Annotated in this window: 22 protein-coding genes and 1 pseudogene; 6 read left to right on the plus strand and 17 right to left on the minus strand. The window is 62.9% G+C overall.

The annotated features are described in order from the left end of the window. Positions 1–63: 63 nt before the first annotated feature. A complete protein-coding gene (locus tag DGA31_RS21670) occupies positions 64–1,086 on the plus strand; it encodes an outer membrane protein assembly factor BamD (RefSeq protein WP_056841966.1) in 1,023 nt (340 codons plus the stop codon). 50 nt (positions 1,087–1,136) lie between these two features. Here the strand turns inward: DGA31_RS21670 and DGA31_RS21675 are convergent, their stop codons facing one another. Next, positions 1,137–1,490, minus strand: coding sequence for a hypothetical protein (locus tag DGA31_RS21675; RefSeq protein WP_109513930.1), 354 nt, complete (start codon positions 1,488–1,490; stop codon positions 1,137–1,139). Here DGA31_RS21675 and DGA31_RS21680 point away from each other — a divergent pair. Genes DGA31_RS21680 through DGA31_RS21690 form a run of 3 tightly spaced genes read left to right on the plus strand, consistent with a single transcriptional unit; the run spans position 1,489 to position 4,650 of the window. Then, positions 1,489–1,725 carry a PP0621 family protein gene (locus tag DGA31_RS21680; protein WP_056841965.1) on the plus strand — a complete coding sequence of 79 codons (237 nt, stop codon included), beginning with the start codon at positions 1,489–1,491 and terminating at the stop codon, positions 1,723–1,725. The two genes, DGA31_RS21675 and DGA31_RS21680, sit on opposite strands and share 2 nt — an antisense overlap. Then, entirely contained in the window at positions 1,715–3,307 is a 1,593-nt protein-coding gene (locus tag DGA31_RS21685) for a two-component system sensor histidine kinase NtrB (protein WP_241509631.1), read from the plus strand. The genes DGA31_RS21680 and DGA31_RS21685 overlap by 11 nt, the downstream gene beginning before the upstream one ends. Positions 3,308–3,309: 2 nt before the next feature. Next, positions 3,310–4,650, plus strand: a complete 1,341-nt coding sequence (locus DGA31_RS21690) for a sigma-54-dependent transcriptional regulator (RefSeq protein ID WP_109513931.1) — start codon at positions 3,310–3,312, stop codon at positions 4,648–4,650. 291 nt (positions 4,651–4,941) lie between these two features. Here DGA31_RS21690 and thiO read toward each other — a convergent pair whose 3' ends face one another. From thiO to DGA31_RS21725, 7 genes are read right to left on the minus strand one after another with little or no spacing between them, the layout of a single operon-like run. Continuing rightward, positions 4,942–6,039, minus strand: a complete 1,098-nt coding sequence (gene thiO / locus DGA31_RS21695) for a glycine oxidase ThiO (protein WP_109513932.1) — start codon at positions 6,037–6,039, stop codon at positions 4,942–4,944. 25 nt (positions 6,040–6,064) lie between these two features. Then, a complete protein-coding gene (locus DGA31_RS21700) occupies positions 6,065–6,466 on the minus strand; it encodes a type IV pilin protein (protein ID WP_109513933.1) in 402 nt (133 codons plus the stop codon). 12 nt (positions 6,467–6,478) lie between these two features. Further along, the gene (locus tag DGA31_RS21705) at positions 6,479–9,655 is read right to left on the minus strand and encodes a pilus assembly protein (protein WP_109513934.1); all 3,177 of its coding nucleotides are present in this window, start codon (positions 9,653–9,655) and stop codon (positions 6,479–6,481) included. Then, positions 9,642–10,145, minus strand: coding sequence for a pilus assembly PilX family protein (locus DGA31_RS21710; protein ID WP_109513935.1), 504 nt, complete (start codon positions 10,143–10,145; stop codon positions 9,642–9,644). The genes DGA31_RS21705 and DGA31_RS21710 overlap by 14 nt, the downstream gene beginning before the upstream one ends. 14 nt (positions 10,146–10,159) lie before the next feature. Beyond that, complete coding sequence (locus tag DGA31_RS21715; protein WP_109513936.1) at positions 10,160–10,816, minus strand: PilW family protein; 657 nt, start codon at positions 10,814–10,816, stop codon at positions 10,160–10,162. Continuing rightward, entirely contained in the window at positions 10,813–11,328 is a 516-nt protein-coding gene (pilV, locus tag DGA31_RS21720; protein WP_241509632.1) for a type IV pilus modification protein PilV, read from the minus strand. Before pilV ends, DGA31_RS21715 begins: the two co-directional genes overlap by 4 nt. Beyond that, positions 11,325–11,798 (minus strand): GspH/FimT family pseudopilin, encoded by a 474-nt coding sequence (locus tag DGA31_RS21725; protein ID WP_109513937.1) that lies wholly within the window; start codon positions 11,796–11,798, stop codon positions 11,325–11,327. Before DGA31_RS21725 ends, pilV begins: the two co-directional genes overlap by 4 nt. A gap of 263 nt (positions 11,799–12,061) precedes the next feature. On the opposite strand from DGA31_RS21725, the gene DGA31_RS21735 reads away from it, so the two are divergent. Next, a complete protein-coding gene (locus DGA31_RS21735) occupies positions 12,062–12,556 on the plus strand; it encodes a GspH/FimT family pseudopilin (protein ID WP_109513938.1) in 495 nt (164 codons plus the stop codon). A gap of 15 nt (positions 12,557–12,571) precedes the next feature. On the opposite strand, the gene ispH is transcribed toward DGA31_RS21735, so the two are convergent. From ispH to murJ, 6 genes are all read right to left on the minus strand, one after another. Next, positions 12,572–13,519 (minus strand): 4-hydroxy-3-methylbut-2-enyl diphosphate reductase, encoded by a 948-nt coding sequence (gene ispH / locus DGA31_RS21740; RefSeq protein ID WP_056841954.1) that lies wholly within the window; start codon positions 13,517–13,519, stop codon positions 12,572–12,574. A 191-nt stretch (positions 13,520–13,710) separates the two neighbouring features. Continuing rightward, on the minus strand, positions 13,711–14,169 hold the full coding sequence (locus DGA31_RS21745; RefSeq protein ID WP_056841953.1) for an FKBP-type peptidyl-prolyl cis-trans isomerase: 459 nt from the start codon (positions 14,167–14,169) through the stop codon (positions 13,711–13,713). After that, entirely contained in the window at positions 14,162–14,689 is a 528-nt protein-coding gene (lspA, locus tag DGA31_RS21750) for a signal peptidase II (protein WP_109513939.1), read from the minus strand. The genes DGA31_RS21745 and lspA overlap by 8 nt, the downstream gene beginning before the upstream one ends. Next, the gene (gene ileS / locus DGA31_RS21755; protein ID WP_109513940.1) at positions 14,682–17,513 is read right to left on the minus strand and encodes an isoleucine--tRNA ligase; all 2,832 of its coding nucleotides are present in this window, start codon (positions 17,511–17,513) and stop codon (positions 14,682–14,684) included. Before ileS ends, lspA begins: the two co-directional genes overlap by 8 nt. After that, positions 17,510–18,460 (minus strand): bifunctional riboflavin kinase/FAD synthetase, encoded by a 951-nt coding sequence (gene ribF / locus DGA31_RS21760; RefSeq protein ID WP_109513941.1) that lies wholly within the window; start codon positions 18,458–18,460, stop codon positions 17,510–17,512. The genes ileS and ribF overlap by 4 nt, the downstream gene beginning before the upstream one ends. A 177-nt stretch (positions 18,461–18,637) precedes the next feature. Beyond that, a complete protein-coding gene (murJ, locus tag DGA31_RS21765; RefSeq protein WP_109513942.1) occupies positions 18,638–20,179 on the minus strand; it encodes a murein biosynthesis integral membrane protein MurJ in 1,542 nt (513 codons plus the stop codon). A gap of 236 nt (positions 20,180–20,415) precedes the next feature. Here murJ and rpsT point away from each other — a divergent pair, with 236 nt between their 5' ends. Next, on the plus strand, positions 20,416–20,688 hold the full coding sequence (rpsT, locus tag DGA31_RS21770; RefSeq protein ID WP_056841948.1) for a 30S ribosomal protein S20: 273 nt from the start codon (positions 20,416–20,418) through the stop codon (positions 20,686–20,688). A gap of 70 nt (positions 20,689–20,758) precedes the next feature. Here the strand turns inward: rpsT and DGA31_RS21775 are convergent. The 3 genes and pseudogenes from DGA31_RS21775 to proB all read right to left on the minus strand — a co-directional run. Further along, positions 20,759–22,282: pseudogene (locus DGA31_RS21775) on the minus strand (diguanylate cyclase domain-containing protein); the annotation flags it as partial. Positions 22,283–22,370: 88 nt separating this feature from the next. After that, the gene (locus DGA31_RS21780) at positions 22,371–22,859 is read right to left on the minus strand and encodes a CreA family protein (RefSeq protein WP_241509633.1); all 489 of its coding nucleotides are present in this window, start codon (positions 22,857–22,859) and stop codon (positions 22,371–22,373) included. A 17-nt stretch (positions 22,860–22,876) separates the two neighbouring features. Then, positions 22,877–23,995, minus strand: a complete 1,119-nt coding sequence (gene proB / locus DGA31_RS21785) for a glutamate 5-kinase (RefSeq protein ID WP_109513981.1) — start codon at positions 23,993–23,995, stop codon at positions 22,877–22,879. Positions 23,996–24,002: the final 7 nt, after the last annotated feature.

Below are 24,002 nucleotides of genomic sequence, written 5' to 3' on the forward strand. Positions count from 1 at the left end.
GGCGCTCATCATAACAGGACGGCCCCGCCCAAGACAGCAGGCCGTTATAGGACGCAAGCCGCCATGCAAGTGAAACACCTGCTGCTGATCGCCATCCTCGCAACCACTGCGGCCTGCTCGTCGAAGGAAGTCATTGACGAGAACCTCAGCGAAGTCGAGCTGTACCAGCAGGCGCAGAACGACCTGGGGAACAACAGCTATAACAGCGCCACCGAGAAGCTCAAGGCACTGGAATCGCGTTACCCGTTCGGCCGCTACGCCGACCAGGCCCAGCTCGAGCTGATCTATGCGAACTACAAGAACGGTGAACCGGAAGCGGCCAAGTCGGCTGCCGAGCGTTTCATTCGCCTGCACCCTGAGCACCCCAACGTCGACTACGCCTACTACATGCGCGGCCTGACCTCCTTCGACCAGGACGTGGGCCTGCTGGCGCGCTTCCTGCCGCTGGACCAGACCAAGCGCGACCCGGGCGCGGCGCGTGACTCGTTCAACGAGTTCGCCCAGTTGACCAGCCGTTACCCCAACAGCCGTTATTCGCCTGATGCCAAGCAGCGCATGATCTACCTGCGCAACCTGCTGGCGTCCTACGAAATCCACGTGGCCGACTACTACCTGACCCGTCAGGCCTATGTCGCGGCGGCCAACCGTGGCCGTTATGTAGTGGAAAACTTCCAGGAAACCCCTTCGGTCGGTGACGGCCTGGCGGTGATGGTCGAGTCTTACCAGCGCCTGCACCTGGACGACCTGGCGGCCACCAGCCTGGAAGTGCTCAAGGCCAACTACCCCAACCACCCGCAACTCGAAGATGGCGAGTTCACCCCGCGTGAGCCCGAGGCCGACAACCGTTCGTTTCTGTCCAAGGCAACGCTGGGCATGATCGGCAGCAGCGCTCCGCTGCCACCGGGTGAAACCCGCGCCAACCAGGACATCGTGCGTCAGTACCAGGACGCCAAGTCGGCCATCCCGAAAGAGCTGCTGCCGGAAAACCAGGACGAGCTCGACGAGCAGGCCGAAGAAGCCCAGAAAGCGGCCGGCAAGAAAAGCCGCTCGTGGTTCAGCTACGCCACGTTCGGCCTGTTCGACTAAGGCTGTACGTTGTTGAAAAAGAGGCCTGCGGGCCTCTTTTTTTATCTGCATCATTGCCGCGATGTTACGTCTGTACCGCCGCCGTCGCCGCCGACAAGCCGCCTATCTTCAAAAAAACCTGCTGACTTATTGACTATCAAATTCACCGCCGTAGGAGCGCGCTTGCCCGCGACCGGCTGCGTTAGCAGTCGTAAATTTGTGGCGTTTCGCAGATTTCTGAATGCGTTCACTATGAGTTTGTGGCGTTTCATCAATTTTGCGAGCGCTGCGCACTCGGTCGCGGGCAAGCGCGCTCCTACAGCGCTCTGCCTTGGCATGCCACCCTGGAGCGGCGCCAAAGCGCAGCGCTGGCCGGCCTTTCCTACTACAATGCCCGCATCTTCCATTTTCAAGCGGTAAACCATGATTCGCCTCCTCCTGTGGGTCGTCCTGATTGCGGCGGCCGTCTGGTTCATCAAGCGCCTGCTCAACCCGCCGCGCCGCAAGCCCGAGCCCCCGGCAGAACCGGTGCCGGCGCCCATGGTGCGTTGCGCCCACTGTGGCGTTCACCTTCCTCGCGACCGTGCCTTGAGCCAGGAACAGCAATGGTTTTGCAGCGAGGCACACCGGCTCCAGGGCCCCGCCTCGCGTGAACACTGAGCCACTCTCGCTCGCCAGCCCGCTTGCGCAACGGATCCTGCGGCTCTACCACCTGTACCGCCTGACCATTGGCATCATGCTGGTGCTGCTGGTGTCCACCGACCTGGACACCGAGCTGCTGCAAATGGCCAACCCGGACCTGTTCCGGGCCGGATGCTGGATCTACCTGGTGTTCAACATCCTGGTGATCGTGCTGCTGGAACGTCCGCGGCACAAGGCGCAGATGTTCAGCCTGGCGGTGAGCGACGTGGTGCTGCTCTCGGGGCTGTTCTATGCCGGTGGCGGGCCGGCCAGCAGCATCGGCAACCTGCTGATCGCCTCGGTCGCGATCAGCAATATCCTGCTGCGCGGGCGCATCGGCCTGCTGATTGCCGCCATGTCGGCGATCGGCATCATCTACCTGACCTTCTACCTGAGCCTCACCAACAGCAAGACCTCCAACGATTATGTCCAGGCCGGCAGCCTGGGCGCGCTGTGCTTTGCCGCCGCCCTGCTGATGCAGGCCCTGACCGCACGCCTGCAGGTCAGCGAGGGGCTGGCCGAACAACGCGCCGCCGATGTGGATAACCTCGAAGAACTCAACGGCCTGATCCTGCAACGCATGCGCACCGGCATCGTGGTGCTCGATGCCAACCGCCGGGTGTTACTGGTCAACCAGAGCGCCTTGACCCTGCTGGGCCATGAACACTTGCTCGGCCAGATGATCGACGACTATTGCCCGCCGCTGGTCGAACGCCTGCGCCACTGGCGCATGAACCCGGTCCGCACCCCGGACAGTTTCCAGACCTCACCGGCCGGTCCCGTGCTGCAAGCCAGTTTCGCCACCCTCAACCGCAGCGACCAGCGCCAGACCCTGGTGTTTCTCGAAGACCTCTCGCAGATCGCGCACCAGGCCCAGCAGCTCAAGCTCGCTGCCCTGGGACGCCTGACCGCCGGCATCGCCCACGAGATCCGCAACCCGCTGGGCGCGGTCAGCCATGCGGTGCAACTGCTCAACGAGTCCGAAGAACTGAGCAACGCTGACCGCCGCCTGGGGCAGATCATTCATGACCAGTCGCGACGCATCAATGGCGTGATTGAAAACGTGCTGCAACTGTCACGCCGACGCGAGTCGGAAACCCAATTGCTGGACCTGGCCAACTGGCTGACGGACTTCATTGCCGAATGGCATGACCGCGCCACCCCTCATCAGTCTCTGCACAGCGACATCGGCAGCGGCCTTTTGACCACGCGCATGGACGCAGGCCAACTGCAGCAGATCGTCAGCAACCTGGTGGACAACGGTCTGCGCCACAGCGGCCAGGTGCACGCGCAATCACAGGTCTGGCTGCGCCTGTATCACCACCCCGTCAGCGACCTGCCGACCCTGGAAGTGCTGGACGACGGCAACGGTGTGGCCGAGCAGCACCTGGGCAAGGTTTTCGAGCCCTTTTTCACCACGCAAAGCAAAGGCACCGGGCTTGGCCTGTACCTGTCGCGCGAGCTGTGCGAAAGCAACCAGGCACACCTGGACTATTCCGTGCGCCAGGGTGGCGGCAGTTGCCTGCGCATTACCTTCGCCCACCCGTTCAAGTTGAGTTGAGCATGACCCCACGGCAAAAGATCCTGATCGTTGACGATGAGCCGGCCATTGGCGAGCTGCTGGAAATCACCCTGGGCCGGATGAAACTCGACACCCGCAGCGCCCGCTGCGTCAACGAGGCGCGGGACTGGCTCAAGCGCGAACCGTTCGACCTGTGCCTGACCGACATGCGCCTGCCCGACGGCAATGGCCTGGAGCTGGTGCAGCATATCCAGCAGTATTACCCGCAGGTGCCGGTGGCGATGATCACCGCCCACGGCAACGTCGACCTGGCCATTGGCGCGCTCAAGGCCGGGGCCTTCGACTTCCTGACCAAGCCGGTGGACCTGACCCGCCTGCGCGAGCTGGTCAGCGCCGCGCTGCGCCTGCCGGGCAGCGCGCCGCCGGAGCGCAGTATCGACAGCCGCCTGCTGGGCGACTCGCCGCCCATGCGCGCCTTGCGCAAGCAGATCGACAAGCTGGCGCGCAGCCAGGCGCCGATCTACATCAGCGGCGAATCGGGCAGCGGCAAGGAATTGGTGGCACGCCTGATCCACGAGCAGGGCCCGCGCATCGACAAGCCGTTCGTGCCGGTCAACTGTGGCGCGATTCCGTCGGAATTGATGGAGAGCGAATTCTTCGGCCATCGCAAGGGCAGCTTTACCGGCGCCCATGAAGACAAGCCCGGCCTGTTCCAGGCGGCCAATGGCGGTACGCTGTTTCTCGATGAAGTGGCCGACCTGCCACTGGGCATGCAGGTCAAGCTGCTGCGTGCCATTCAGGAAAAGTCCGTGCGCAGCATCGGCGGCCAGCAGGAGCAGGTGGTGGACGTGCGCATCCTGTGTGCGACCCACAAGGACCTGAACCTTGAAGTCGGTGCCGGGCGCTTTCGCCAGGATTTGTACTACCGGCTCAATGTCATCGAACTGCGCGTCCCGCCGCTGCGCGAGCGCCGCGAAGACATCGAGACCCTGGCCACCAGCGTCTTGCAGCGCCTGGCCAGCCACTACAGCCAGCCACTGGCCAGGCTGCACCCGCAGGCCCAGGAAACCCTGAAAAACTACCGCTTTCCGGGCAATGTGCGCGAGCTGGAGAACATGCTCGAACGGGCCTATACCCTGTGCGAAAACGACCAGATCCTGGCCTCCGACCTGCGCCTGGCCGACAGCGCCACCGCCCAGGAAGGTGACGCGCACAGCCTGGCAAGCATCGACAACCTGGAAGACTACCTGGAGAGCATCGAGCGCAAGCTGATCCTCCAGGCCCTTGAAGAAACCCGCTGGAACCGCACCGCCGCCGCCCAGCGCCTGAGCCTGTCATTCCGTTCGATGCGTTACCGCCTCAAGAAGCTGGGGCTGGATTGATGCCAATCGGCTCGCTCAAGGGCACTGCGCCCTCATCAAAAAATAACTTACTGATATTAAATTCACCGCTGTAGGAGCGCGCTCTGCCCGCGACCGGCTGCGTTAGCAGTCGTAAATTTGTGGCGTTTCGTAGATCGCTGATGGGTTAGCAATCGTAAATTTGTGGCGTTTCGCAGATTTTGCGAGCGCTTCGCACTCGGTCGCGGGCAAGCGCGCTCCTACAGGTGTGAATTTTATAGTCAATAAAATCAATAAGTTATTTTGTTTTTTAATGAGAGCGGTACCAAGTGCCTATATGCGGCCGGCCGGCGTGTACGGTGCCGGGTCGATGATCGGCTCACGCCCCAGCAGCAGGTCACTCAGCAACTGGCACGACGCCGGCGCCAGCACCAGGCCGTTGCGGAAATGCCCGCAGTTGAGCCACAGCCCGGCGAAGCCCGGCAGCTCGCCGATAAACGGAATGCCCTCTGGCGAACCCGGCCGCAGTCCGGCCCAGTGGCCGACGATGTCCGCGTCGGCCAGCGCCGGCAGCAGGTCGATGGCCGAGGCTCTGAGGCTGGCCTGTGCCACCTCGGTCGGGGTCTTGTCGAAGCCTTCGTATTCCAGCGTGCTGCCCACCAGAATATGCCCGTCACGGCGCGGAATCGCGTAACGCCCCTTGGCCAGCACCATGCTCGGCAAAAAGTCCGCCGCGCACTTGAACAGGATCATCTGGCCCTTGACCGGCGCCACCGGCAACTCGACGCCCAAGGGCTTGAGCAACTCGCCGCTCCAGGCCCCGGCGGCCAGCACCACCCGCTCGCTGTGGATAACCCCTTGGGCCGTGGCCACACCCAGGACCTTGCCGTGTGCGTGCACCAGCCCGGTGACCTGGCACTGCTCGCGAATCTCCACGCCCGGCATGGCCTGCAAGGCAGCCTTGAGGGATTTGACCAGCCGCGGGTTGCGTACATTGGCCACGTCACTCATGTAGATGGCCCGTGTATAGCCAGGGCCCAGCGCCGGCACTGCGTCGTGCACCGCCGACACATCGACCCGGCTCAGCGGCCGCTGCTCACGCACCGCCCAGGCCAGCGCCTGCTCTTCATCGTCCAGGTCGAGCCAGTACAGGCCAGTGGTGTGCACTTGCGGGTCCAGCCCGGTCTGCGCATGCAGGCGCTCGCCCAGCTGTGGATAAAAATCCTGCGACCAGTGCGCCAGCGCGGTAACCGCCGCGCTGTAGCGCCACGGGTACAGTGGCGAAACGATACCGCCCCCGGCCCAGGACGATTCGCGCCCCAGCTCGGCACGCTCCAGCAGCATGACAGATTGCCCTTCGCGGGCCAGGTTCCAGGCGGTCAGCAGGCCGATCACGCCGCCGCCGATGATCACTACGGGTTGCTTGGGCATCTTGGTCTCAGGTCGAATCGAAAAATCAGCGGCTCCAGCATTCCTTGGGCGTCATGCCGGTGGCCCCGGGGTTAGTGCGGGCGCCGGTATTGGTCAGGGTAAACACACCGCACTTGTCGTTCAGCATTACCCCCCTGCCGGTGGCGGCCAGGCTGAAATCCTGGGCATTGAGCACCGCGACAATGCCGTACTGATCATTCCCCCCTGAAATGGACGGCCCCGGCGCCGGGGTGTTGTAGGCCCCGTTTCTCGAATACCAGCGCTCCAGCACCTGCGCCTGCTCACTCAGCAGGCTGGCAATTGCCGCCCGGTGCGTGCGCTTCACGTACTCGGTGTAGCTGGGGTAGGCGATGGCGGCCAGAATACCGACAATCGCCACCACAATCATGAGTTCGATCAAGGTAAAACCACGGTTTTTGATAGGCATGCGTGCTCCTGGCTATTGGATCTGTCGCCACATGATGCGTTGATAGGTATTGGCAGGCCCTGGCGGCTCGATCAGCCTCTCGGTATTCGTACCGACAATCACGTAGCGGTTGTCATTGACGCCACCACTGCCGGCAATGTATGCCGCCAGTACCGGAATACCGCCACCAAACCCCTTGCCGGCCACCAGTCCGTCCAGGCCGTTCAAGCGTTCATCGCCATTGGTGTCGAGCACCGGATAACTGAGCATCGCCCCATTGGCCGCATCCAGCTCGAACAGGCGGCCGGTGCCGGTGCTCTCACAAGGATCGGTCGAGTTGACCGCCGCGGTGGTGAAAATGATCCGGCCCCGCGTGTTCTGCGCCGGGTAAATGATCCGCTCGCCCAGATAAGGCGCGGCGGTGGCCAGTGGCATGTACCAGCCCTTGCGCGACGTCCAGTCCACCGTATTGGTGGTGGAGGTGAAGTAGGTTGCATTGCTGCCGGTGACCGAACCGCTGATGTTCTGCACCTGCAGATTGCTCTCGACAATGTTGCCCGTGCCCGCGCTGGCATCCCAGATGGCATAGAACGCTTGTTGGGCGGTGGTTTGCTTGTCAGCGGTCTCGCTGAACTTGCCGGTGCCGAAATAGATAATCTTGCCGTTCTGCGGGTGGTCGAGCATCAGCGGTTGAACCGTGATCGGCTGGGCATCGCCGCGCGGCGCGGTGAACAGCGGCAGCCCATTGAAGGCCAGGCGCCAGCTGCTGGCGGCGGCCGAGCTGAGGTCGAATTTCCACATCCGTCCCTTGAGGTCGCCGGCGTAGGCGGCTTGCACTACATTCTGCGCATTGACCAACAGCCTGACCGACGACAGGCCGTTATCGGTTTCGCCACTGACCACGACCGGTATCTGGATTTCAGTGATAAAGGCCCCGGTGTTGGCGTTGATCACGTACAGCGAAGCGCGGCCGGTGAAGCTGCCATAGCCATTGCCCACGACCATGATGCCGGTGCCATCGGCCATGCGCGCCACTTCGGGCCTGGAATAGGTGTAGCCCAGGTTATTGAACCGGTTGTTGGTGTCGGACGTGTCGGGCGCCTTGACCTCCCACAGTGCACTGATGGTATTGCTGGTGCCCTCGAACAGCTTGATGGCGAAGAAGCCCTTACCGCCTGCGCCGGTGCCACCATAAGCCACCGTTCGCCAGGCCGTACCGGAGCCAGCCTGGGTATCGAACACGGCAATCTGGCCGTCGACGGTGAACTTGTGCACGCCCAGGCCATAGTTGGTCGACGCGATCGTCGACAAGGAGGACAAGGCGGTGGACGGCATATACGCGTAACGACGTGTGCCGTCGCCGAGGGCAAGCACATTGAAGAAGCCATCGTTGGCGTTGACCAGCAGGCTGCTGGTCATGCTGCTGGCCTTGGTATTCAGGTAACTGTTGTAGGTCGCATCACCCACAAGGTCGGTGGCGGTCTTGTCGCTGCCCATGGCCGCAATCAATGGTGAGTTGATAATGTCACCCAGCAGGCGGGTCCGGGTCCGCAGGCTGGCATTGGCCGTGCCCTTGGTCCAGTTGATCAGGTTCGCGCCGGTCACTCCGGTGGGCAGGCTGGTGTTGAGTACCGTCTGCTGGGCCGGGGCAAAGTTGTTGTAGTCCAGGCTGATACGGGCCGGTGTCGCGCCGGTGCTCCAGGACTCGAAGGTCGGCGCCGCGGTGGTGCTGGTAATGGTCGTGTCCGTCGTCCAGGCGACGCTGCCGACGGCACCGGTGCTGGGATTGAGGCTGAAGGCGCGGACAGTGCCGCGCCAGTCAACCGGGTCATACAGCGTCTGGTAAAAGCGGCTGTCGCCTTGCAGGGTCGAGGTGTTGGCGGCACCACCGCCACCGGAGCTGGCCTTGGCATAGATATCACTCAGTGCCAGGTTCAGCGCCGTATTCAGCCCGGCACTGTCATTGGCCTGAAAGTACAGGCCACGGCCATGATCGCTGTTGGCCGCATCGATCAGCATCTGGTTATCCAGGGTAAAGCCGATGGCATAGGTGTTCATGTTCTGCGTCGGAAAACCCGCGATGTCCCAGCTCTTGCCGGTCAGGTCGCCGGCAGGGGTGCGCGAGTTCTTGCGCATGTCGATGTCGTAGGCGAACTTGGCGATGTCATCGAGGTACAGGGTGTCACCCTCCCCGTCCCCCGCAAGATTGGGACCATCGTTAGGCTTCCCGTCCCAATTGGGCAGCAAGCGGCTTGGGTCGTCCGGGTCATTGGTGGGAAAGGTGCGGTCATAGGTGGGCAGGCCGTCGGTGATCACCACGCCGTAGTTTTTCTGGCAGCGGTACTGGATCGGGCTGGTGAAGGTCGTTGGCGAGCCGGTGTAGGCCGGCGATGGCGCCAGGCCGCGCATGTAGCGGGTCACCTGGTAGTAGGTCTCGGCCAGTGGTGTGTTGGCCTCGGCCTTGATGCCGGAGATGGCCGTGCGCAGGCTAGTGTAGTTGGCATCGGCCGTCTGCTGGCTGATGGCGCTCTGGTAGGTCGTGGCGGCCATTGGCGACAGGTCGGCAATCGGCTGGATGATCTTGCCGCCCGGACCTGGATCACCGCTGATGGGTGGATTGTAGCCGGCCAGCCCGATGCGCAGGGCGCGGTTGTTCTGCACCAGGTTCAGCGCCACGGAGATGGCCGTGGTCAGGCGGCTCTGGGTCGGGATGCCCGAGACACTGCGTCCGGCATTGAGCTCGGCCATCAGGTAGGCCAGGTAGTTGATCGGGTAGCGGGTGTCGCCGGAACCGGCCGGGTCGGCCAGCGCCACGCAGACGACAGTCGAATTCAGCAATGAGGCGTTGCGATAGAAGGCATACGAGCCGTTGTTGCAGTTGCCCCGGCTCAGGCTGGCGAGAAATACATAGTCGGCCGTGCCATTGCTGATCGGCTCGGCCGAATAACTGCACAGGAACAGAAAGCAGTTGTAATTGGCCTTGGAGACCGGCCCCCAGTTGGTCGCAGGGTTATACCCCGGCGCGGTCAGGATAGTGTCCATACTGCCGGAGTTATCCACTTGCAGCATGACGTTGGGCGTGACCGCAGACGAGCTGAGCAGCGGCACCTGCGAGGGGTTGAAGGCGTAGGCCGGCGCCGCCAGGTACAAGGCCAGCAGTGCACCGCAACCGAGTTTCAAGCCATGGCGCAGCGCCCTAGCAATTGGCATAGATGCTCTCCAGGACCGTGCGCGAGTTTCCATTGATGGCCACCGCCGTCACCCGGTACATCGTGACCACCCCCGAGCCAGGACACGTGGCCGGCCGTTTGATCGGCGTGTTCGTGGTGCCCAGCTTCTGAATGCCGTACAGCCCCTCATCGACTCTGATCCAGTTCACTCCCGACGTGGCATTGACGCCTGGCCCTGTCACGCTGGTCGACTCGGCAGGCGGTGCGCACGCAACGGTCCCGGTGCATTGGGCCAGGTTGAAGCCACTGACAATGGTCGACTCGCCCCGGCGCAAGACCGCTTCGGCGGCCTGAAAAGATTTATTACGCTGGCCGACACTGCCGGCCATTTTTTCCTGCAACGTGGCGTTCTGCATCGAGGAGATGCCCAGCATCGTCAACAGCAGCAGAAATACCAGGCTGACCAGCAGCACCATGCCGCGCTGGCGGGCGGCAAAGGTGGGCACGGTACGCAACGGCAAATTCTTCATTGCATCCGGCCTCTTCAAAAACGATTGCGCAGGTACGCGACTACGGAATAGGGCTGATCCTCGGCGCGGCCCTCGGGGTCCCTCAGCACAAGGTTAAGGCGCACACTGCGGATCTTCGAGGCGTTAGCTGCGGTGATGACATTGGTATAGCTCATCGGATTGCCGGTAACGCCGAAAAATACGTCGAATGTCTCGACGTTCTGCAGCAAGGGCTGCCCATTGAGGGACAAAGTGCGGTTGCTGTAGCTGTACACCAGTTGACGCAACGGGAAGGCCGTCTGCCCGGCTGCAGGTGCGCGTGCGCCTGAGTAGAGCTGGGCACCGGTCTGGCAATCCGACAGGATCGTCCAGGTGGGCGCGGTGCCGGCAGTACCAATATCGGCGGTGATCAGCGTCAGGGTGTTGGTGGTGTTATTCCACAGTATTGCTTCATTCAGTTCTGCCGGACGGGCAAAATCCTGGCAGCCGTACATGTCGGTCATGCGCAATTCCTGAATCATCTTGCTCAGCACGAAGCGGGCATCTTCCTGCATGCGCGCGGCGGCGTTCTGACTCAGGAAGGTGGCCCGCGACGAGGTGAATATCTGGATGACGCCCAGGCTGACCACCAGCCCCAGCACCAGCGCGACCATGATCTCGACCAGGCCGAAGCCCTGGCTGGTCCGCCTCATGGGTTCACCCCGACCCGTGAACTGAGCACAAAGGAGCCCTGATTAGTGGTGGCCGGTGCCTGCCCGGCGGCAAGCGCGGCGGCACTGTCAGCGCGGGTTTCGTCCCAGACAATGGTAATGGTCACCACCGGTCTGTCGATCAAGATCCTGCTGTTGGCCCCGGCGGTGGTGCCGGCAAAGGCCTCGATATTCCTCTTGAAATCCATCAGGTCCTGGTCCCGCGCACTGGTGCCGGACGTGGGGGCAGCGCTCAGGCTGGCCAGCGCATAGGTCGCCAGCACATTGGCCGCCCCATTTTCAGTGGCATTACCATCCACATTGGCACGTATGCGGTCGAGCATGTCATAGGCAATAAAGCTGGCCTGGCTGGCCATGGCCGAGCTGTCGGTGTATTTCAGGGCATTGATCTGGATGGCCGCCGCCCCCAGCAGGCCGATGGCCAGGACCAGCAGCGAGACCAGCACCTCGATCAGCGTCATGCCGGCCTGGGTACATCGGGGGGTGCGATTCATGGGCAGCTTCCATTCAAGATTCGTCCAGTCAGGCAAATCCCCAGCGTCTTGGTGATCGTGCCGCGCGTGTAGGTCATGGTCACGTTGGCGCCAGGCGTCGACAGGCCACCCAGGTTATTGAATTCGAGGGCCGCCACATTGCCGGTGCCCAGCGTGGCACCGCCAGACAGGGCCTCTACCTTGCGCAAGACCGTGGGGCTGGTGACTGACGCCTCGCTGGCGCGAATGACCAGCAACCCTGAAGTCCAGTCGCCTGCCGTGACAGGTGCAATACGCATGGTCACCCCGCGGTTGATCGCTTCCAACCGCGCATAGTTAAGCGCATGTTGCAGGTCACCCACCTCGGCATCAGCCCGATTGCCCTGCATTGTCTGGGTAAAACTGGGCATGGCAACGGCGGCCAGTATGCCCACGATCGACACAGTGATTAACAGTTCGACGAGGCTGAACCCCTTGGTTGCATCGCGCATTGGGTGTCTCCTTGACGTAAGAGCACCTCTAAAAACTACCTGCGTTGTCATCGCTGCGTTAAAAACAGGCTCAAAATGCTCATTTACAATCTGTAAACTCCGCTTTTTCGCCTGTTTTTGCCTTGCGCTGACTGCCTCGCCTACGTTTTTAGAGGCACCCGTAACGACTATAAAGCCGCTGCAACATGGGACCACTCTAGAGGGATATACGGTCCTTTGGCCATGACGAGTGTAGGAAATGTACTTCCAGGGAGGGAGAACTGATGAAAGAGCGCGGTTTTACGCTGGTAGAGCTGATGGTCGGCATGGCCGTGGTGGCGATTCTGACCCAGGCGGCTGTACCGCAGCTGAGCCAGATGCTACAGGCCCAGCAGCGCCTGGCGGCGGCGCGGGAGCTGGCCAGCGGCATCCGCTCGGCCAGGGTCGCGGCCATTACCCGCCACCAGGCGGTCAGTATCCAGGCAATCGATGAGGACTGGAGCCAGGGCTGGCGCATCGTCGTCGAACAAAAGGGCATCGCCCCGAACGACGCGTTGCTGGTCGAGCGCATGCTGAGCGGCCAGGTACGCATCGTCGGCAACAGCAAGGTTGCGCAAAAGCTCAGTTTCGGTGGGTTGGGCGGCCTGCTCGGGGCGGGCAACGGCACCTTGTTCGTGTGCCTGAACGACCGCCCGGCCAGCCACTACCAGGTGGTGGTGGCCGTGACCGGGCAGGTGCGGGTCATCGAGCAGCAGGCCAGTCAGGCCTACTGCGGTTGACGCCTCAGGCGCACCTCAGGTCAGCGACTTGACGCGCAGTTCCTTGGGCATCGAGAATGTGACGTTTTCCGGGCGACCAATCAGCTCTTCGGCGCCGGTCGCGCCCCAGGCATGCAACTGCTCGATCACGCCACGCACCAGCACTTCGGGAGCCGAGGCGCCGGCGGTGATGCCGATGCGGGTCACGCCGTCGAACCAGCTGCGTTGCAGGTCTTGGGCGCCGTCGATGAGGTAGGCCGGCGTGGCCATGCGCTCGGCCAGTTCACGCAGGCGATTGGAGTTGGAGCTGTTGGGGCTGCCCACCACCAGCACCACTTCGCAGTCGTCGGCCAGTTGCTTGACCGCATCCTGGCGGTTTTGCGTGGCGTAGCAGATATCGTCCTTGCGCGGTCCGCCAATGGCCGGGAAGCGCGTGCGCAGCGCGTCGATGACGCGGCTGGTGTCGTCCATCGACAGCGTGGTCTGGGTCACGAAGGCCAGGCGCTCGGGGTCGCGCACCTGCAGGTTGGCAACGTCCTCTTCGTCCTCGACCAGGTAGATCGAGCCGCCATTGCTGGCGTCGTACTGGCCCATGGTGCCTTCGACTTCCGGGTGGCCTTCGTGGCCGATCAGGATGCATTCGCGCCCGTCGCGGCTGTACTTGGCCACCTCGATGTGCACCTTGGTCACCAGCGGACAGGTGGCGTCGAAGACTTTCAGGCCGCGCCCGGCCGCCTCGTTGCGCACCGCCTGGGAGACGCCGTGGGCACTGAAGATGACGATGACGTCGTCCGGCACCTGATCAAGCTCCTCGACGAAGATCGCGCCACGCGAGCGCAGGTCTTCGACGACGAATTTGTTGTGAACCACTTCATGACGCACGTAAATCGGCGGGCCGAACACTTCCAGGGCACGATTGACGATTTCGATCGCACGGTCCACACCGGCGCAGAAGCCGCGGGGGTTGGCGAGTTTGATGTGCATGCTGTGCCTCGTATTGTGGGGCTGATCACCGGTGTAGGAGCGCGCTTGCCCGCGACCGAGTGCGCAGCGCTCGCAAAATTGATGAAACGCCGCAAATTTACGGCCTGAAATCTGCGAAACGCCGCAAATTTACGACTGCTAACGCAGCCGGTCGCGGGCAGAGCGCGCTCCTACGTCAGGCCAGCGGCGGGTCAGGCGTTCAATGCCGTCACGTCGAAGATTTGCACTTCGAATTCCAGCGTCTTGCCGGCCAGCGGGTGGTTGAAGTCGATGGTCACCTGTTGATCGTCGAACGCTTTGACCACACCGGGCAATTCGGTGTTCGCGGCATCGTTGAAGATCACCAACAGGCCCTCGGACAGCTCCATCCCTTCGAACTGCGAGCGTGGCATGATCTGCACGTTTTGCGGGTTGGGCTGACCAAAGGCGTTTTCCGGCAGGATCTGCACGCTGCGGTGATCGCCGGCCTTGAAGCCGAAGATCGCCATCTCAAAGCCCGGCAACAGGTTGCCGTCGCCGACCTTGAAGGTCGCCGGCGACTTGTCGAAGGTGCTGTCTACGGTGTCGCCGTTTTCCAGGCGCAGGGCAAAGTGCAGGGTGACCTGAGTGTTCTGGCCAATGCGCTGTTCGCTTGCCGAATATTCAGTCATGAACGGCCTCTCCGGTTTTCTTGCTCTTGAACATGTCCAGCGCCAGCATCACCGCGCCGACGCTGATGGCGCTGTCGGCCACGTTGAACGCCGGGAAGTACCAGCGGTTCTGCCAGTGCACCAGGATGAAATCGATCACATGGCCCAGCACGACGCGGTCGTACAGGTTGCCAAGCGCCCCGCCCAGCACCAGGGCCAGCGCAATCGCCAGCCAGGTGTCGTCACGCCCAAGACGCTTGAGCCAGACCACCAGCACGCCACTGACCACGATGGCGATCAGGGCGAACAGCCAGCGCTGCCAGCCGGCGCCGTCCGCCAGGAAGCTGAAGGCGGCGCCGGTGTTGTAGGCCAGGGTCCAGCTGAAGTAGTCCGGAATGACGATGATCTGCTGGTACAGGTTCAGCGAGTGCTCGAAGTAGTACTTGCTGGCCTGGTCAATGACCAGGACCAGCAGCGTCAACCACAACCAGCCCAGGCGGCCGAAACGGCCACCGGGTGCCGACAGGCTGTTATCACGCATAGTGACGCACCTCGCCGGCGCCGCTGATGTTGTCCGCACAGCGGTTGCAGATCAGCGGATGGTCGGCGTGGCTGCCCACGTCTTCGCGATGATGCCAGCAACGGGCGCACTTGGCGTGGGCCGACTTGACCACCTTGAGCTTGAGGCCCGCCACCTCGGTGACCACCGCATCGGCCGGGGCCGACAGCAGCGGCGCCACAGTGGCCGTGGAGGTGATCAGCACGAAGCGCAGCTCGTTACCCAGTTTGTTCAGGTCGGCGACCAGCGCGTCTTCGGCGTACAGGGTCACTTCGGCCTGCAGGTTGCCGCCAATGGCCTTGGCCGCGCGCAGGTTTTCCATTTCCTTGTTCACGGCCGTCTTCACCGCCATGACCCGCTCCCAGTAGGCACGGTCCAGCTCGAAGCCTTCCGGCAGCTCGCTCAGGCCCTGGTACCAGGTGTTGAGCATCACCGATTCGTTGCGCTCGCCCGGCAAGAACTGCCACAGCTCGTCGGCGGTGAACGCCAGGATCGGCGCGATCCAGCGCACCAGCGCCTCGCTGATGTGGAACAGCGCGGTCTGGCAGGAACGCCGTGCGGTGCTGTTGGCACCGGTGGTGTACTGACGGTCCTTGATGATGTCCAGGTAGAAGCCGCCCAGCTCCTGCACGCAGAAGTTGTGGATCTTCGAGTAAACGTTCCAGAAACGGTATTCGCTGTAGTGCTCTTCCAGCTCGCGCTGCAGCAGCAGGGTGCGGTCCACGGCCCAGCGGTCCAGCGCCAGCATTTCCTCGGCCGGCAGCAGGTCGGTGGCCGGGTTGAAACCGGTCAGGTTCGACAGCAGGAAGCGGGCGGTATTGCGGATCCGCCGGTAGGCGTCGGCGCTGCGCTGCAGGATCTGGTCGGAGACCGCCATTTCGCCGGAGTAGTCGGTGGCCGAGACCCACAGGCGCATGATGTCGGCGCCCAGCGTGTCGTTGACCTTCTGTGGCTCGATGGTGTTACCCAGCGACTTCGACATCTTGTGACCCTTTTCATCGACGGTGAAGCCGTGGGTCAGCAGTTCGCGGTAAGGGGCATGGTTGTCGATGGCGCAACCGGTCAGCAACGAGGAGTGGAACCAGCCGCGGTGCTGGTCGGAGCCTTCCAGGTACAGGTCGGCACGCGAGCCGCTGTCGTGGCCGATGTCGTGCGAGCCGCGCAAGACGTGCCAGTGCGTGGTGCCGGAGTCGAACCAGACGTCCAGGGTGTCGCTGATCTTGTCGTACTGGGCCGCTTCGTCACCGAGCAGTTCGGCCGCATCCAGCTTGAACCAGGCCTCGATGCCTGCTTTTTCAATGCGCTGGGCGACTTCTTCCATCAGCTCGACGGTGCGTGGGTGCAGCTCGCCGCTTTCCTTGTGCAGGAAGAACGGGATCGGCACGCCCCAGTTGCGCTGGCGCGAGATGCACCAGTCCGGGCGGTTGGCGATCATCGAATGCAGGCGTGCCTGGCCCCAGGCCGGCACGAATCTGGTCTCTTCGATTGCCTTGAGGGCACGGTTGCGCAGGGTGTCGCCGGCGGCCGGCGGCTTGTCCATGCCGACGAACCACTGCGCGGTGGCACGGTAGATCAAGGGCGACTTGTGGCGCCAGCAGTGCATGTAGCTGTGGCTGATGGTTTCGGTGTGCAGCAGGCTGCCCACTTCGGCCAGCTTGTCGATGATGTTCTGGTTGGCCTTGAAGATGAACTGGCCGCCAAAGAACTCCAGCGACTCGACGTACACGCCGTTGCTCTGCACGGGGCTGAGGATGTCATCGTTGCTCATGCCGTACTGCTTGCAGATGTTGAAGTCGTCCAGGCCATAGGCCGGGGCGCTGTGGACAACACCGGTGCCGGCCCCCAGCTCGACGTAGTCGGCCACGTACAGCGGCGACAGGCGGTCGTAGAACGGGTGACGGAAGTTGATCAGTTCCAGCGCCTTGCCGGTGGCGGTAGCGATCACCGAACCTTCGAGCGTGTAGCGCGCCAGGCACGAGGCGACCAGCTCTTCGGCCAGGATCAGCAAGCGGTCACCGACATCGACCAGCGCGTAGGTGAACTCGGGGTGCACGTTCAGCGCCTGGTTGGCCGGGATGGTCCACGGGGTGGTGGTCCAGATCACGATGGCGGCCGGCTTGGGCAACGCTTCCAGGCCAAAGGCGGCGGCCAGCTTCGCGTCATCGGCAACCGGGAAGGCCACGTCGATGGTCGAGGATTTCTTGTCCTGGTATTCGACTTCTGCTTCGGCCAGGGCCGAACCGCAATCGAAGCACCAGTTGACCGGCTTGAGGCCCTTGAACACGAAACCGCCCTTGACCATCTCGGCCAGGGCACGGACTTCACCGGCCTCGTTGGCAAAGTTCATGGTCAGGTACGGGTTGTCCCAGTCGCCCAGCACGCCCAGGCGGATGAACTCGGCCTTCTGGCCCTCGATCTGCTCGGCAGCGTAGGCACGGCACAGCTCGCGGGTCTTGTCGGCGGACAGGTTCTTGCCGTGGGTGACTTCGACCTTGTGCTCGATCGGCAGGCCGTGGCAATCCCAGCCCGGCACGTACGGGGCGTCGAAGCCGGCCAGGGTCTTGGAGCGCACGATCATGTCCTTGAGGATCTTGTTCAGTGCGTGACCGATGTGAATCTTGCCATTGGCATAGGGCGGGCCGTCGTGCAGGACGAACTTGGGACGGTCCTTGCCAATTTCACGCAGCTTCTGGTACAGGCCAATGCTGTCCCAGCGCTGCAGGGTCTGCGGCTCGCGCTGGGGCAGGCCGGCCTTCATCGGGAAGGCGGTGTCCGGAAGATTAAGCGTGGCTTTGTAGTCGGTCATTTCAGGCTCTTGGTTAGCGGTTGGCCATGCCAGTGGGCACGGGCGGCGGCGACGTCCGCATTGATCGCCGTCTTGAGCGCCTCGAGCGAGGCGAAACGCTGCTCATCGCGCAGCTTGTGGTGGAAGACCACCGTCAAACGCCGGCCATAGAGATCACCGGCAAAATCCAGAAGGTGCACCTCGAGGTGGGCGCTGCCATCACCGGCCACGGTCGGGCGCACGCCGATATTGGCCACCCCCGCCCATGTCTGGCCATCAATGTGTATGCTGACCAGATAGACCCCGCTCAAGGGCACGCGGCGGCGCTTGAGCTGCACATTGGCGGTGGGGGTCCCCAGTTGGCGGGCCAGCTTCTGGCCATGCAAAACCCGCCCGGCAATCGCGAACGGGCGACCGAGCAAGCGCTCGGCCAGGACGAAGTCCGAGCCAGCCAGGGCCTTGCGCACCTTGGTACTGCTGACGCGCACGCCGTCTATCTCGACGGTCTGCGCCGCCTCGACGGTAAAGCCGTGGGCAGCACCGACCTGTTGCAGAAAGTCGAAGTCGCCCTTGCGGTCGTAGCCAAAGCGGAAATCGTCGCCGACCTCCAGGTGCTTCACACCCAGGCCGTCGATCAGGATGGTGTCGACGAAGGCGGCGGCATCAAGCCGGCTCAGGCGCTGGTTGAACGACAGGCACAGTACCCGGTCGACGCCCTCGGCGCGCAGCAGCTCGATCTTGTCGCGCAGGCGTGCCAGACGCGCAGGCGCTGTCTCGGGGGCGAAGAATTCACGCGGCTGCGGCTCGAAGATCACCACGCAGCTGGGCACGCCCAGTTCGACCGCCCGCTCACGCAGACGCGCCAGGATGGCCTGGTGGCCGCGGTGAACCCCGTCGAAGTTGCCAATCGTGGCGACGCAGCCCCGGTGCTGGGGGCGCAGATTGTGGAGGCCTCTAACCAGCTGCATAACGCGCTTCTTGCTCATAAAGTGGCCGATTATACCCAGACAAACGCACGGACGACAGGTAATGACGATCAGTAGGAGCGCGCTTGCCCGCGACCGGCTGCGTTAGCAGTCGTAAATTTTCAGCGTCTATACAATTTTTGCGAGCGCTAACGCACTCGGTCGCGGGCAAGCGCGCTCCTACAGGCTGATCGCCTTGCGGGCGAAATCCTTGAGGCGAAAGCCCAGCAACAGCAGCATGGCAAAGTAAATCACCACTCCGGCCACCACCAGCCCGCCCAGACGCACGAAGCGCTCCAGCATACCGCCCTGGTCCCAGGCCGGCATGAAATGCATCAGGCCCAGCAGCCCGGCCGACATCACCCCGGCGGCCAGGCATAGCTTGAACAGGAACTTCGCCCAGCCCGGCTGCGGCTGGAACAGGTCCTGGCGGCGCAACTGCCAGAACAGCAGGCCAGCGTTGATGATCGCCCCGACACTGATCGCCAGGGCCAGGCCCGCATGCTGCAACGGTCCGATAAAGGCCAGGTTGAGCAATTGCGTGACGACCAGGGTGAAGACCGCGATCTTTACCGGCGTGCGGATGTTCTGCTGGGCATAGAAGCCCGGCGCCAGCACCTTGATCAGGATCAGGCCCAGCAAGCCGACCGAGTAGGCCACCAGCGCCTGCTGGGTCATGGCCGCATCATGGGCGTCGAACCGGCCGTACTGGAACAGCGACACGGTCAACGGCTCGGCCAGCAGGCCCAGCGCCAGGGTGCACGGCAGCACCAGTACGAAACACAGGCGCAGGCCCCAGTCGAGGATGCGCGAGTACTCCTGGCGGTCCTTGTCGGCGTAGGTCCTGGCCAGGGTCGGCAGCAGGATGGTGCCCAGCGCCACGCCCAGCACGCCGGACGGCAACTCCATCAGGCGGTCGGCGTAGTACATCCACGACACCGAGCCCGCCACCAGGAACGAGGCGAAGATGGTGTTGATGATCAGCGAAATCTGGCTGACCGACACACCGAGAATGGCCGGCAGCATCTGCCGCATCACCCGCCATACGCCCGAATCGCGCAGGTTCAGGCGCGGCAGCACCAGCATGCCGATCTTTTTCAGGTGCGGCAGCTGGTAAAGCAGTTGCAGCAGCCCGCCGACCAGCACCGCCCAGCCCAGCGCCATGATGGGCGGGTCGAAGTACGGAATCAGGAACAGCGAAAAGCCGATCATGCTGACGTTGAGCAGGGTCGGCACGAAGGCCGGCACGGCAAAGCGGTTCCAGGTATTGAGGATCGCACCGGCCAGCGACGACAGGGAAATCAGCAATATATAAGGAAAGGTCACCCGCAACAGATCACTGGTCAGCGCGAATTTTTCCGGGGTATCGGCAAAACCCGGCGCCGTGGCCCAGATGATCCAGGGCGCAAAGACCACGCCCAGCAGGGTGATCAGCGCCAGGGCCAGGGTCAGCAAGCCCGAGACATAGGCCACGAAGGTACGGGTCGCTTCCTCGCCCTGCTGTTGCTTGTACTCGGCCAGGATCGGCACGAATGCCTGGGAGAACGCCCCCTCGGCAAAGATGCGCCGCAGCAGGTTGGGCAGCTTGAAGGCGATGAAGAAGGCGTCGGTCGCCATGCCGGCGCCAAAGGCCCGGGCGATGATGGTATCGCGCACGAATCCCAGGATTCGTGACACCATGGTGATGGAGCTGACAGCAGCCAGTGACTTGAGCAGGTTCATTGAAAAAGTTACGCGCCTCGACCTAACGACTCATGCATGCAATACTCCGCGCCCCAAACGGGCCCGAAGCCAAAGTGCGCGAGTTTACAGGTCGCACCGGGGAAGTGAAGCACCGGCGTTATGCCACGACCGCTCAGCGGAACCTGGCATCTCCCCTTGACAACACTTCCACTCATCGGCATGATTCGCGGCCTTGTTTGTAAGCTAATTCATAAAGTCTTTCGAGGAGCTTGACGGTGGCCAACTCACCTTCCGCCAAAAAACGTGCAAAACAGGCTGAGAAGCGTCGCAGCCACAACGCCAGCCTGCGTTCCATGGTTCGTACCTACATCAAGAATGTGGTCAAAGCCATTGACGCAAAAGACGCAGAAAAAGCGCAAGCCGCTTATACTCTGGCTGTTCCTGTCATCGACCGTCTGGCCGACAAAGGGATCATCCACAAGAACAAGGCTGCTCGCCACAAGAGCCGCCTGAATGGTCACATCAAGGCGCTGAAAGAAGCTGCTTGATTGATCCGTTCTTGAAAAACCGACCTCAGGGTCGGTTTTTTATTGCCTGGAAAAAGCCCTCCTACTCCACCTGCGTATCCGCCACGCTCAGCGACGCATCGAAAAAGCGGTATTGCCCACGCCCTGCCCGCTTGGCTGAATACATCGCCGCATCGGCACCCCGGATCAACTCATCGACCTCCTGGCCGTCCCGCGGGCACAGGCTGACACCGACGCTCGGACTGCTATGAACCCGGTGATCGTCCAGCGCATAGACCTCCGTCAACCGCTGCACCAGCGCCCTGACCCAGAGCTCGACCTGAGCCTCCGTGCGCTCACCCGCCAATAGCACGACAAACTCATCGCCACCGAAGCGCGCAGCCTGGTCGGCCGGCTCCAGCAAGCCCTGGATACGCCCGGCCACCGCCTGCAGCAACAGATCGCCGACCTTGTGCCCGAGCGAATCGTTGATCGACTTGAAACGGTCCATGTCGATAAACAGAATGGCCAGCAGACCACCCTGCCCGCACTGATCGCTCAGCGCCTGCGGGGCAATCTCCAGAAACTTGCGGCGGTTATGCAAACCGCTGAGGTGGTCGGTGGCCGCTGCATGACTGCTGCGCCGATGCTCCTCCTCAAGGCGAACGATCAGGTCCTGATTGACCTGCTGCGCCTGCTCCAGCGCGGCAAAGGCCTGCTGGCGCCTGTACAGCCCCAGAAGGATCCACAGCACCGCCCCCAGAATCAGCACGCTCATACACAGATTCAATACGAACTGACGCTGGTAGATCTGCCGCGACGACGCCAGGATTTCATCGTAGCCCTGGCTGACCACCACGCTGAAACCGCGCTGCGGCACACGCACGTACAGGCTCTGGTAACGCTCACGGGCGTCGGACTGGAGCATCTCCCCCGTCAAGGCCCCGGCCTGGGGCAACGCCGGTGCCAGCGGCTTGCCGGCCATCACCAGCCCGCCACTGGAAACCCGCAACAGCTCGCGCCCCTCATTGTCGAGCAGGCGCATCATGCCGCTGCGCCCCAGATCGATATGCTCGAAGAGCGAGGCCAGGTAATCCGCATCCAGCTGCACGACCAGAATACTCTCCATTTTTCCGGTAACGGCATTGACCAGTGGCAGCAAGAAAGGTAGCCATCGACCCGGCTCAGGGCTTTCAGGCCACTGCAGCAGCGCGGTAAAACCATGATGCTCGACATGCGCATGCAGTTGCGCCCGCCAGCGCGGTGGCATTTGTGCAGGCACACCTGGATGACTGGCAGACAACAGATGACCGCCAAGGCCATAGAGCGCCATGCGCTTGAACACCGTATCTTCGGCCAGCATGCGCACCAGAGAACGGTAGTTGTCCACCGAACTGTCCATATCGCCCCGCGCCACCTTGCCGACGGCCTGGGCACGGTCTACCAGTTGGCGCAGGTTCTGCGCGGCGATGGTCGCCAGATTGAGATGCTCCGCAGAGGCCGCCTGCAGCGCCTCATCGCGTGAGCGCGCCTGTTGCTGGAAGTACAGTACCCAGAGAAAGGTCAAGGTCAGGACGCACAGCATCGCCAGCAGCGACTGCACAAAATGGGGCGAGGAAAAAAAGCGGCGCGACACAGGCTAATAGCCAGACGGAGCGAGCATGGCAATCACCATCATGCAGTCAAGGAGTGATGACATATTACTATCATCACCCCAACCACAATCAAGGCGTGGCAGCACTCGACCAGGGCAGGATCGGGATGGCGGTCACCGCATTCTGCGGACTGCCCTCGATCAGCCGGTCGCTGTACACCAGGTACACCAGGGTATTGCGCTTCTTGTCGAGAAAGCGCACCACCTGCATGGTCTTGAACACCAGCGAGGTGCGCTCCTTGAACACCTCCTCCCCGTCCTTGAGCGCGCCCTTGAAGCGAATCGGCCCGACCTGCCGGCAGGCGATGGACGCCTCGGCACGGTCTTCGGCCAGCCCCAGGCCACCCTTGACGCCGCCGGTCTTGGCCCGCGACAGGTAACACGTCACCCCCTCGACGCCGGGATCATCGAAGGCCTCGACCATGATCCGGTCATTGGGCCCGACCAGCTTGAACACGGTCGACACCTGGCCGATCTCTTCGGCCATCACTGGCAAGGCACCGCCCAGCACTGACCCGAACAGCGCCAGTGCCGCCACTTTCCTGAGCCCACGCTGCATGTTCATACCCACCTTGTTCAGACCAGAATCAGGTTATCGCGATGCACCAGTTCAGGCTCGGCCATGTAGCCCAGCACCCGGACGATGGCCTCGGAGGACTGGCCAATGATCTTCTGCGCCTCGATGGCGCTGTAGTTGCTCAGGCCGCGCGCGACTTCACGCCCATCAGGCGCAACGCACACGACCATTTCGCCGCGGCGGAAACTGCCCTGCACCAGCTTGACGCCCACCGGCAGCAGACTCTTGTTGTCCGACACCAGCGCCGCCACCGCGCCCTGGTCGAGTACCAGCGTGCCGCGGGTTTGCAGGTGCCCGGCCAGCCATTGCTTGCGCGCCGCGAGCATTTCGCGCTCTGGCGACAACAACGTGCCCAGGAGCTCGCCCGCCTTGAGGCGCGACAGCACCTGCTCGATACGCCCACCGACGATCACCGTGTGCGCCCCCGAGCGTGCTGCCAGCCGCGCCGCACGCAGCTTGGTCTGCATGCCACCACGCCCCAGCGCCCCGCCGGTGCCGCCGGCCACGGCATCAAGCGCCGGGTCATCGGCGCGCGCCTCGGAAATCAACCGGGCATCGGGGTTGTTGCGCGGGTCGGCATCGAACATGCCGTCGCGGTCGGTCAGAATCACCAGCAGGTCGGCCTCGACCAGGTTGGCCACCAGCGCCGCCAGGGTGTCGTTGTCGCCAAAGCGGATCTCGTCGGTGACCACGGTGTCGTTTTCATTGATCACCGGCACCACACCCAGCTCGACCAGGGCACGCAAGGTGCTGCGCGCATTCAGGTAGCGCTTGCGGTCGGACAGGTCGTCATGGGTCAGCAGGATCTGCGCCGTGTGTCGGCCATGCTCGGCAAAACTCGACTCCCAGGCCTGCACCAGACCCATCTGGCCGATGGCCGCAGCCGCCTGCAACTCGTGCATCGCGCTCGGTCGCGTGGTCCAGCCCAGACGGCTCATGCCCGCCGCCACCGCCCCGGAGGACACCAGCACCAGCTCGACGCCCGCTTCATGCAGCGCCACCATCTGTTCGACCCACACGCCCATTGCCGAGCGATCCAGCCCCTTGCCATCCGCAGTCAGCAAGGCACTGCCGATCTTCACGACCCAGCGCTGGGCACCTGTCACTTTGCTGCGCATCATCTTC

The sequence above is a fragment of the Pseudomonas ovata genome (assembly GCF_003131185.1).
Lineage (GTDB): Bacteria > Pseudomonadota > Gammaproteobacteria > Pseudomonadales > Pseudomonadaceae > Aquipseudomonas > Aquipseudomonas ovata.

What these genes read in the sequence shown, in the direction of transcription:
- DGA31_RS21710 (WP_109513935.1), bottom strand. Translation starts at nt 10,145, where the DNA reads ATGAAGAATTTGCCGTTGCGTACCGTGCCCACCTTTGCCGCCCGCCAG.
- ispH (WP_056841954.1), bottom strand. Translation starts at nt 13,519, where the DNA reads ATGCACATCAAACTCGCCAACCCCCGCGGCTTCTGCGCCGGTGTGGAC.
- DGA31_RS21700 (WP_109513933.1), bottom strand. Translation starts at nt 6,466, where the DNA reads ATGCCTATCAAAAACCGTGGTTTTACCTTGATCGAACTCATGATTGTG.
- DGA31_RS21675 (WP_109513930.1), bottom strand. Translation starts at nt 1,490, where the DNA reads ATGGTTTACCGCTTGAAAATGGAAGATGCGGGCATTGTAGTAGGAAAG.
- lspA (WP_109513939.1), bottom strand. Translation starts at nt 14,689, where the DNA reads ATGCGTGATAACAGCCTGTCGGCACCCGGTGGCCGTTTCGGCCGCCTG.
- ribF (WP_109513941.1), bottom strand. Translation starts at nt 18,460, where the DNA reads ATGCAGCTGGTTAGAGGCCTCCACAATCTGCGCCCCCAGCACCGGGGC.
- DGA31_RS21745 (WP_056841953.1), bottom strand. Translation starts at nt 14,169, where the DNA reads ATGACTGAATATTCGGCAAGCGAACAGCGCATTGGCCAGAACACTCAG.
- DGA31_RS21725 (WP_109513937.1), bottom strand. Translation starts at nt 11,798, where the DNA reads ATGCGCGATGCAACCAAGGGGTTCAGCCTCGTCGAACTGTTAATCACT.
- DGA31_RS21780 (WP_241509633.1), bottom strand. Translation starts at nt 22,859, where the DNA reads ATGCAGCGTGGGCTCAGGAAAGTGGCGGCACTGGCGCTGTTCGGGTCA.
- pilV (WP_241509632.1), bottom strand. Translation starts at nt 11,328, where the DNA reads ATGAATCGCACCCCCCGATGTACCCAGGCCGGCATGACGCTGATCGAG.
- proB (WP_109513981.1), bottom strand. Translation starts at nt 23,995, where the DNA reads ATGCGCAGCAAAGTGACAGGTGCCCAGCGCTGGGTCGTGAAGATCGGC.
- DGA31_RS21735 (WP_109513938.1), top strand. Translation starts at nt 12,062, where the DNA reads ATGAAAGAGCGCGGTTTTACGCTGGTAGAGCTGATGGTCGGCATGGCC.
- DGA31_RS21715 (WP_109513936.1), bottom strand. Translation starts at nt 10,816, where the DNA reads ATGAGGCGGACCAGCCAGGGCTTCGGCCTGGTCGAGATCATGGTCGCG.
- ileS (WP_109513940.1), bottom strand. Translation starts at nt 17,513, where the DNA reads ATGACCGACTACAAAGCCACGCTTAATCTTCCGGACACCGCCTTCCCG.
- murJ (WP_109513942.1), bottom strand. Translation starts at nt 20,179, where the DNA reads ATGAACCTGCTCAAGTCACTGGCTGCTGTCAGCTCCATCACCATGGTG.
- DGA31_RS21680 (WP_056841965.1), top strand. Translation starts at nt 1,489, where the DNA reads ATGATTCGCCTCCTCCTGTGGGTCGTCCTGATTGCGGCGGCCGTCTGG.
- DGA31_RS21670 (WP_056841966.1), top strand. Translation starts at nt 64, where the DNA reads ATGCAAGTGAAACACCTGCTGCTGATCGCCATCCTCGCAACCACTGCG.
- DGA31_RS21690 (WP_109513931.1), top strand. Translation starts at nt 3,310, where the DNA reads ATGACCCCACGGCAAAAGATCCTGATCGTTGACGATGAGCCGGCCATT.
- thiO (WP_109513932.1), bottom strand. Translation starts at nt 6,039, where the DNA reads ATGCCCAAGCAACCCGTAGTGATCATCGGCGGCGGCGTGATCGGCCTG.
- DGA31_RS21705 (WP_109513934.1), bottom strand. Translation starts at nt 9,655, where the DNA reads ATGCCAATTGCTAGGGCGCTGCGCCATGGCTTGAAACTCGGTTGCGGT.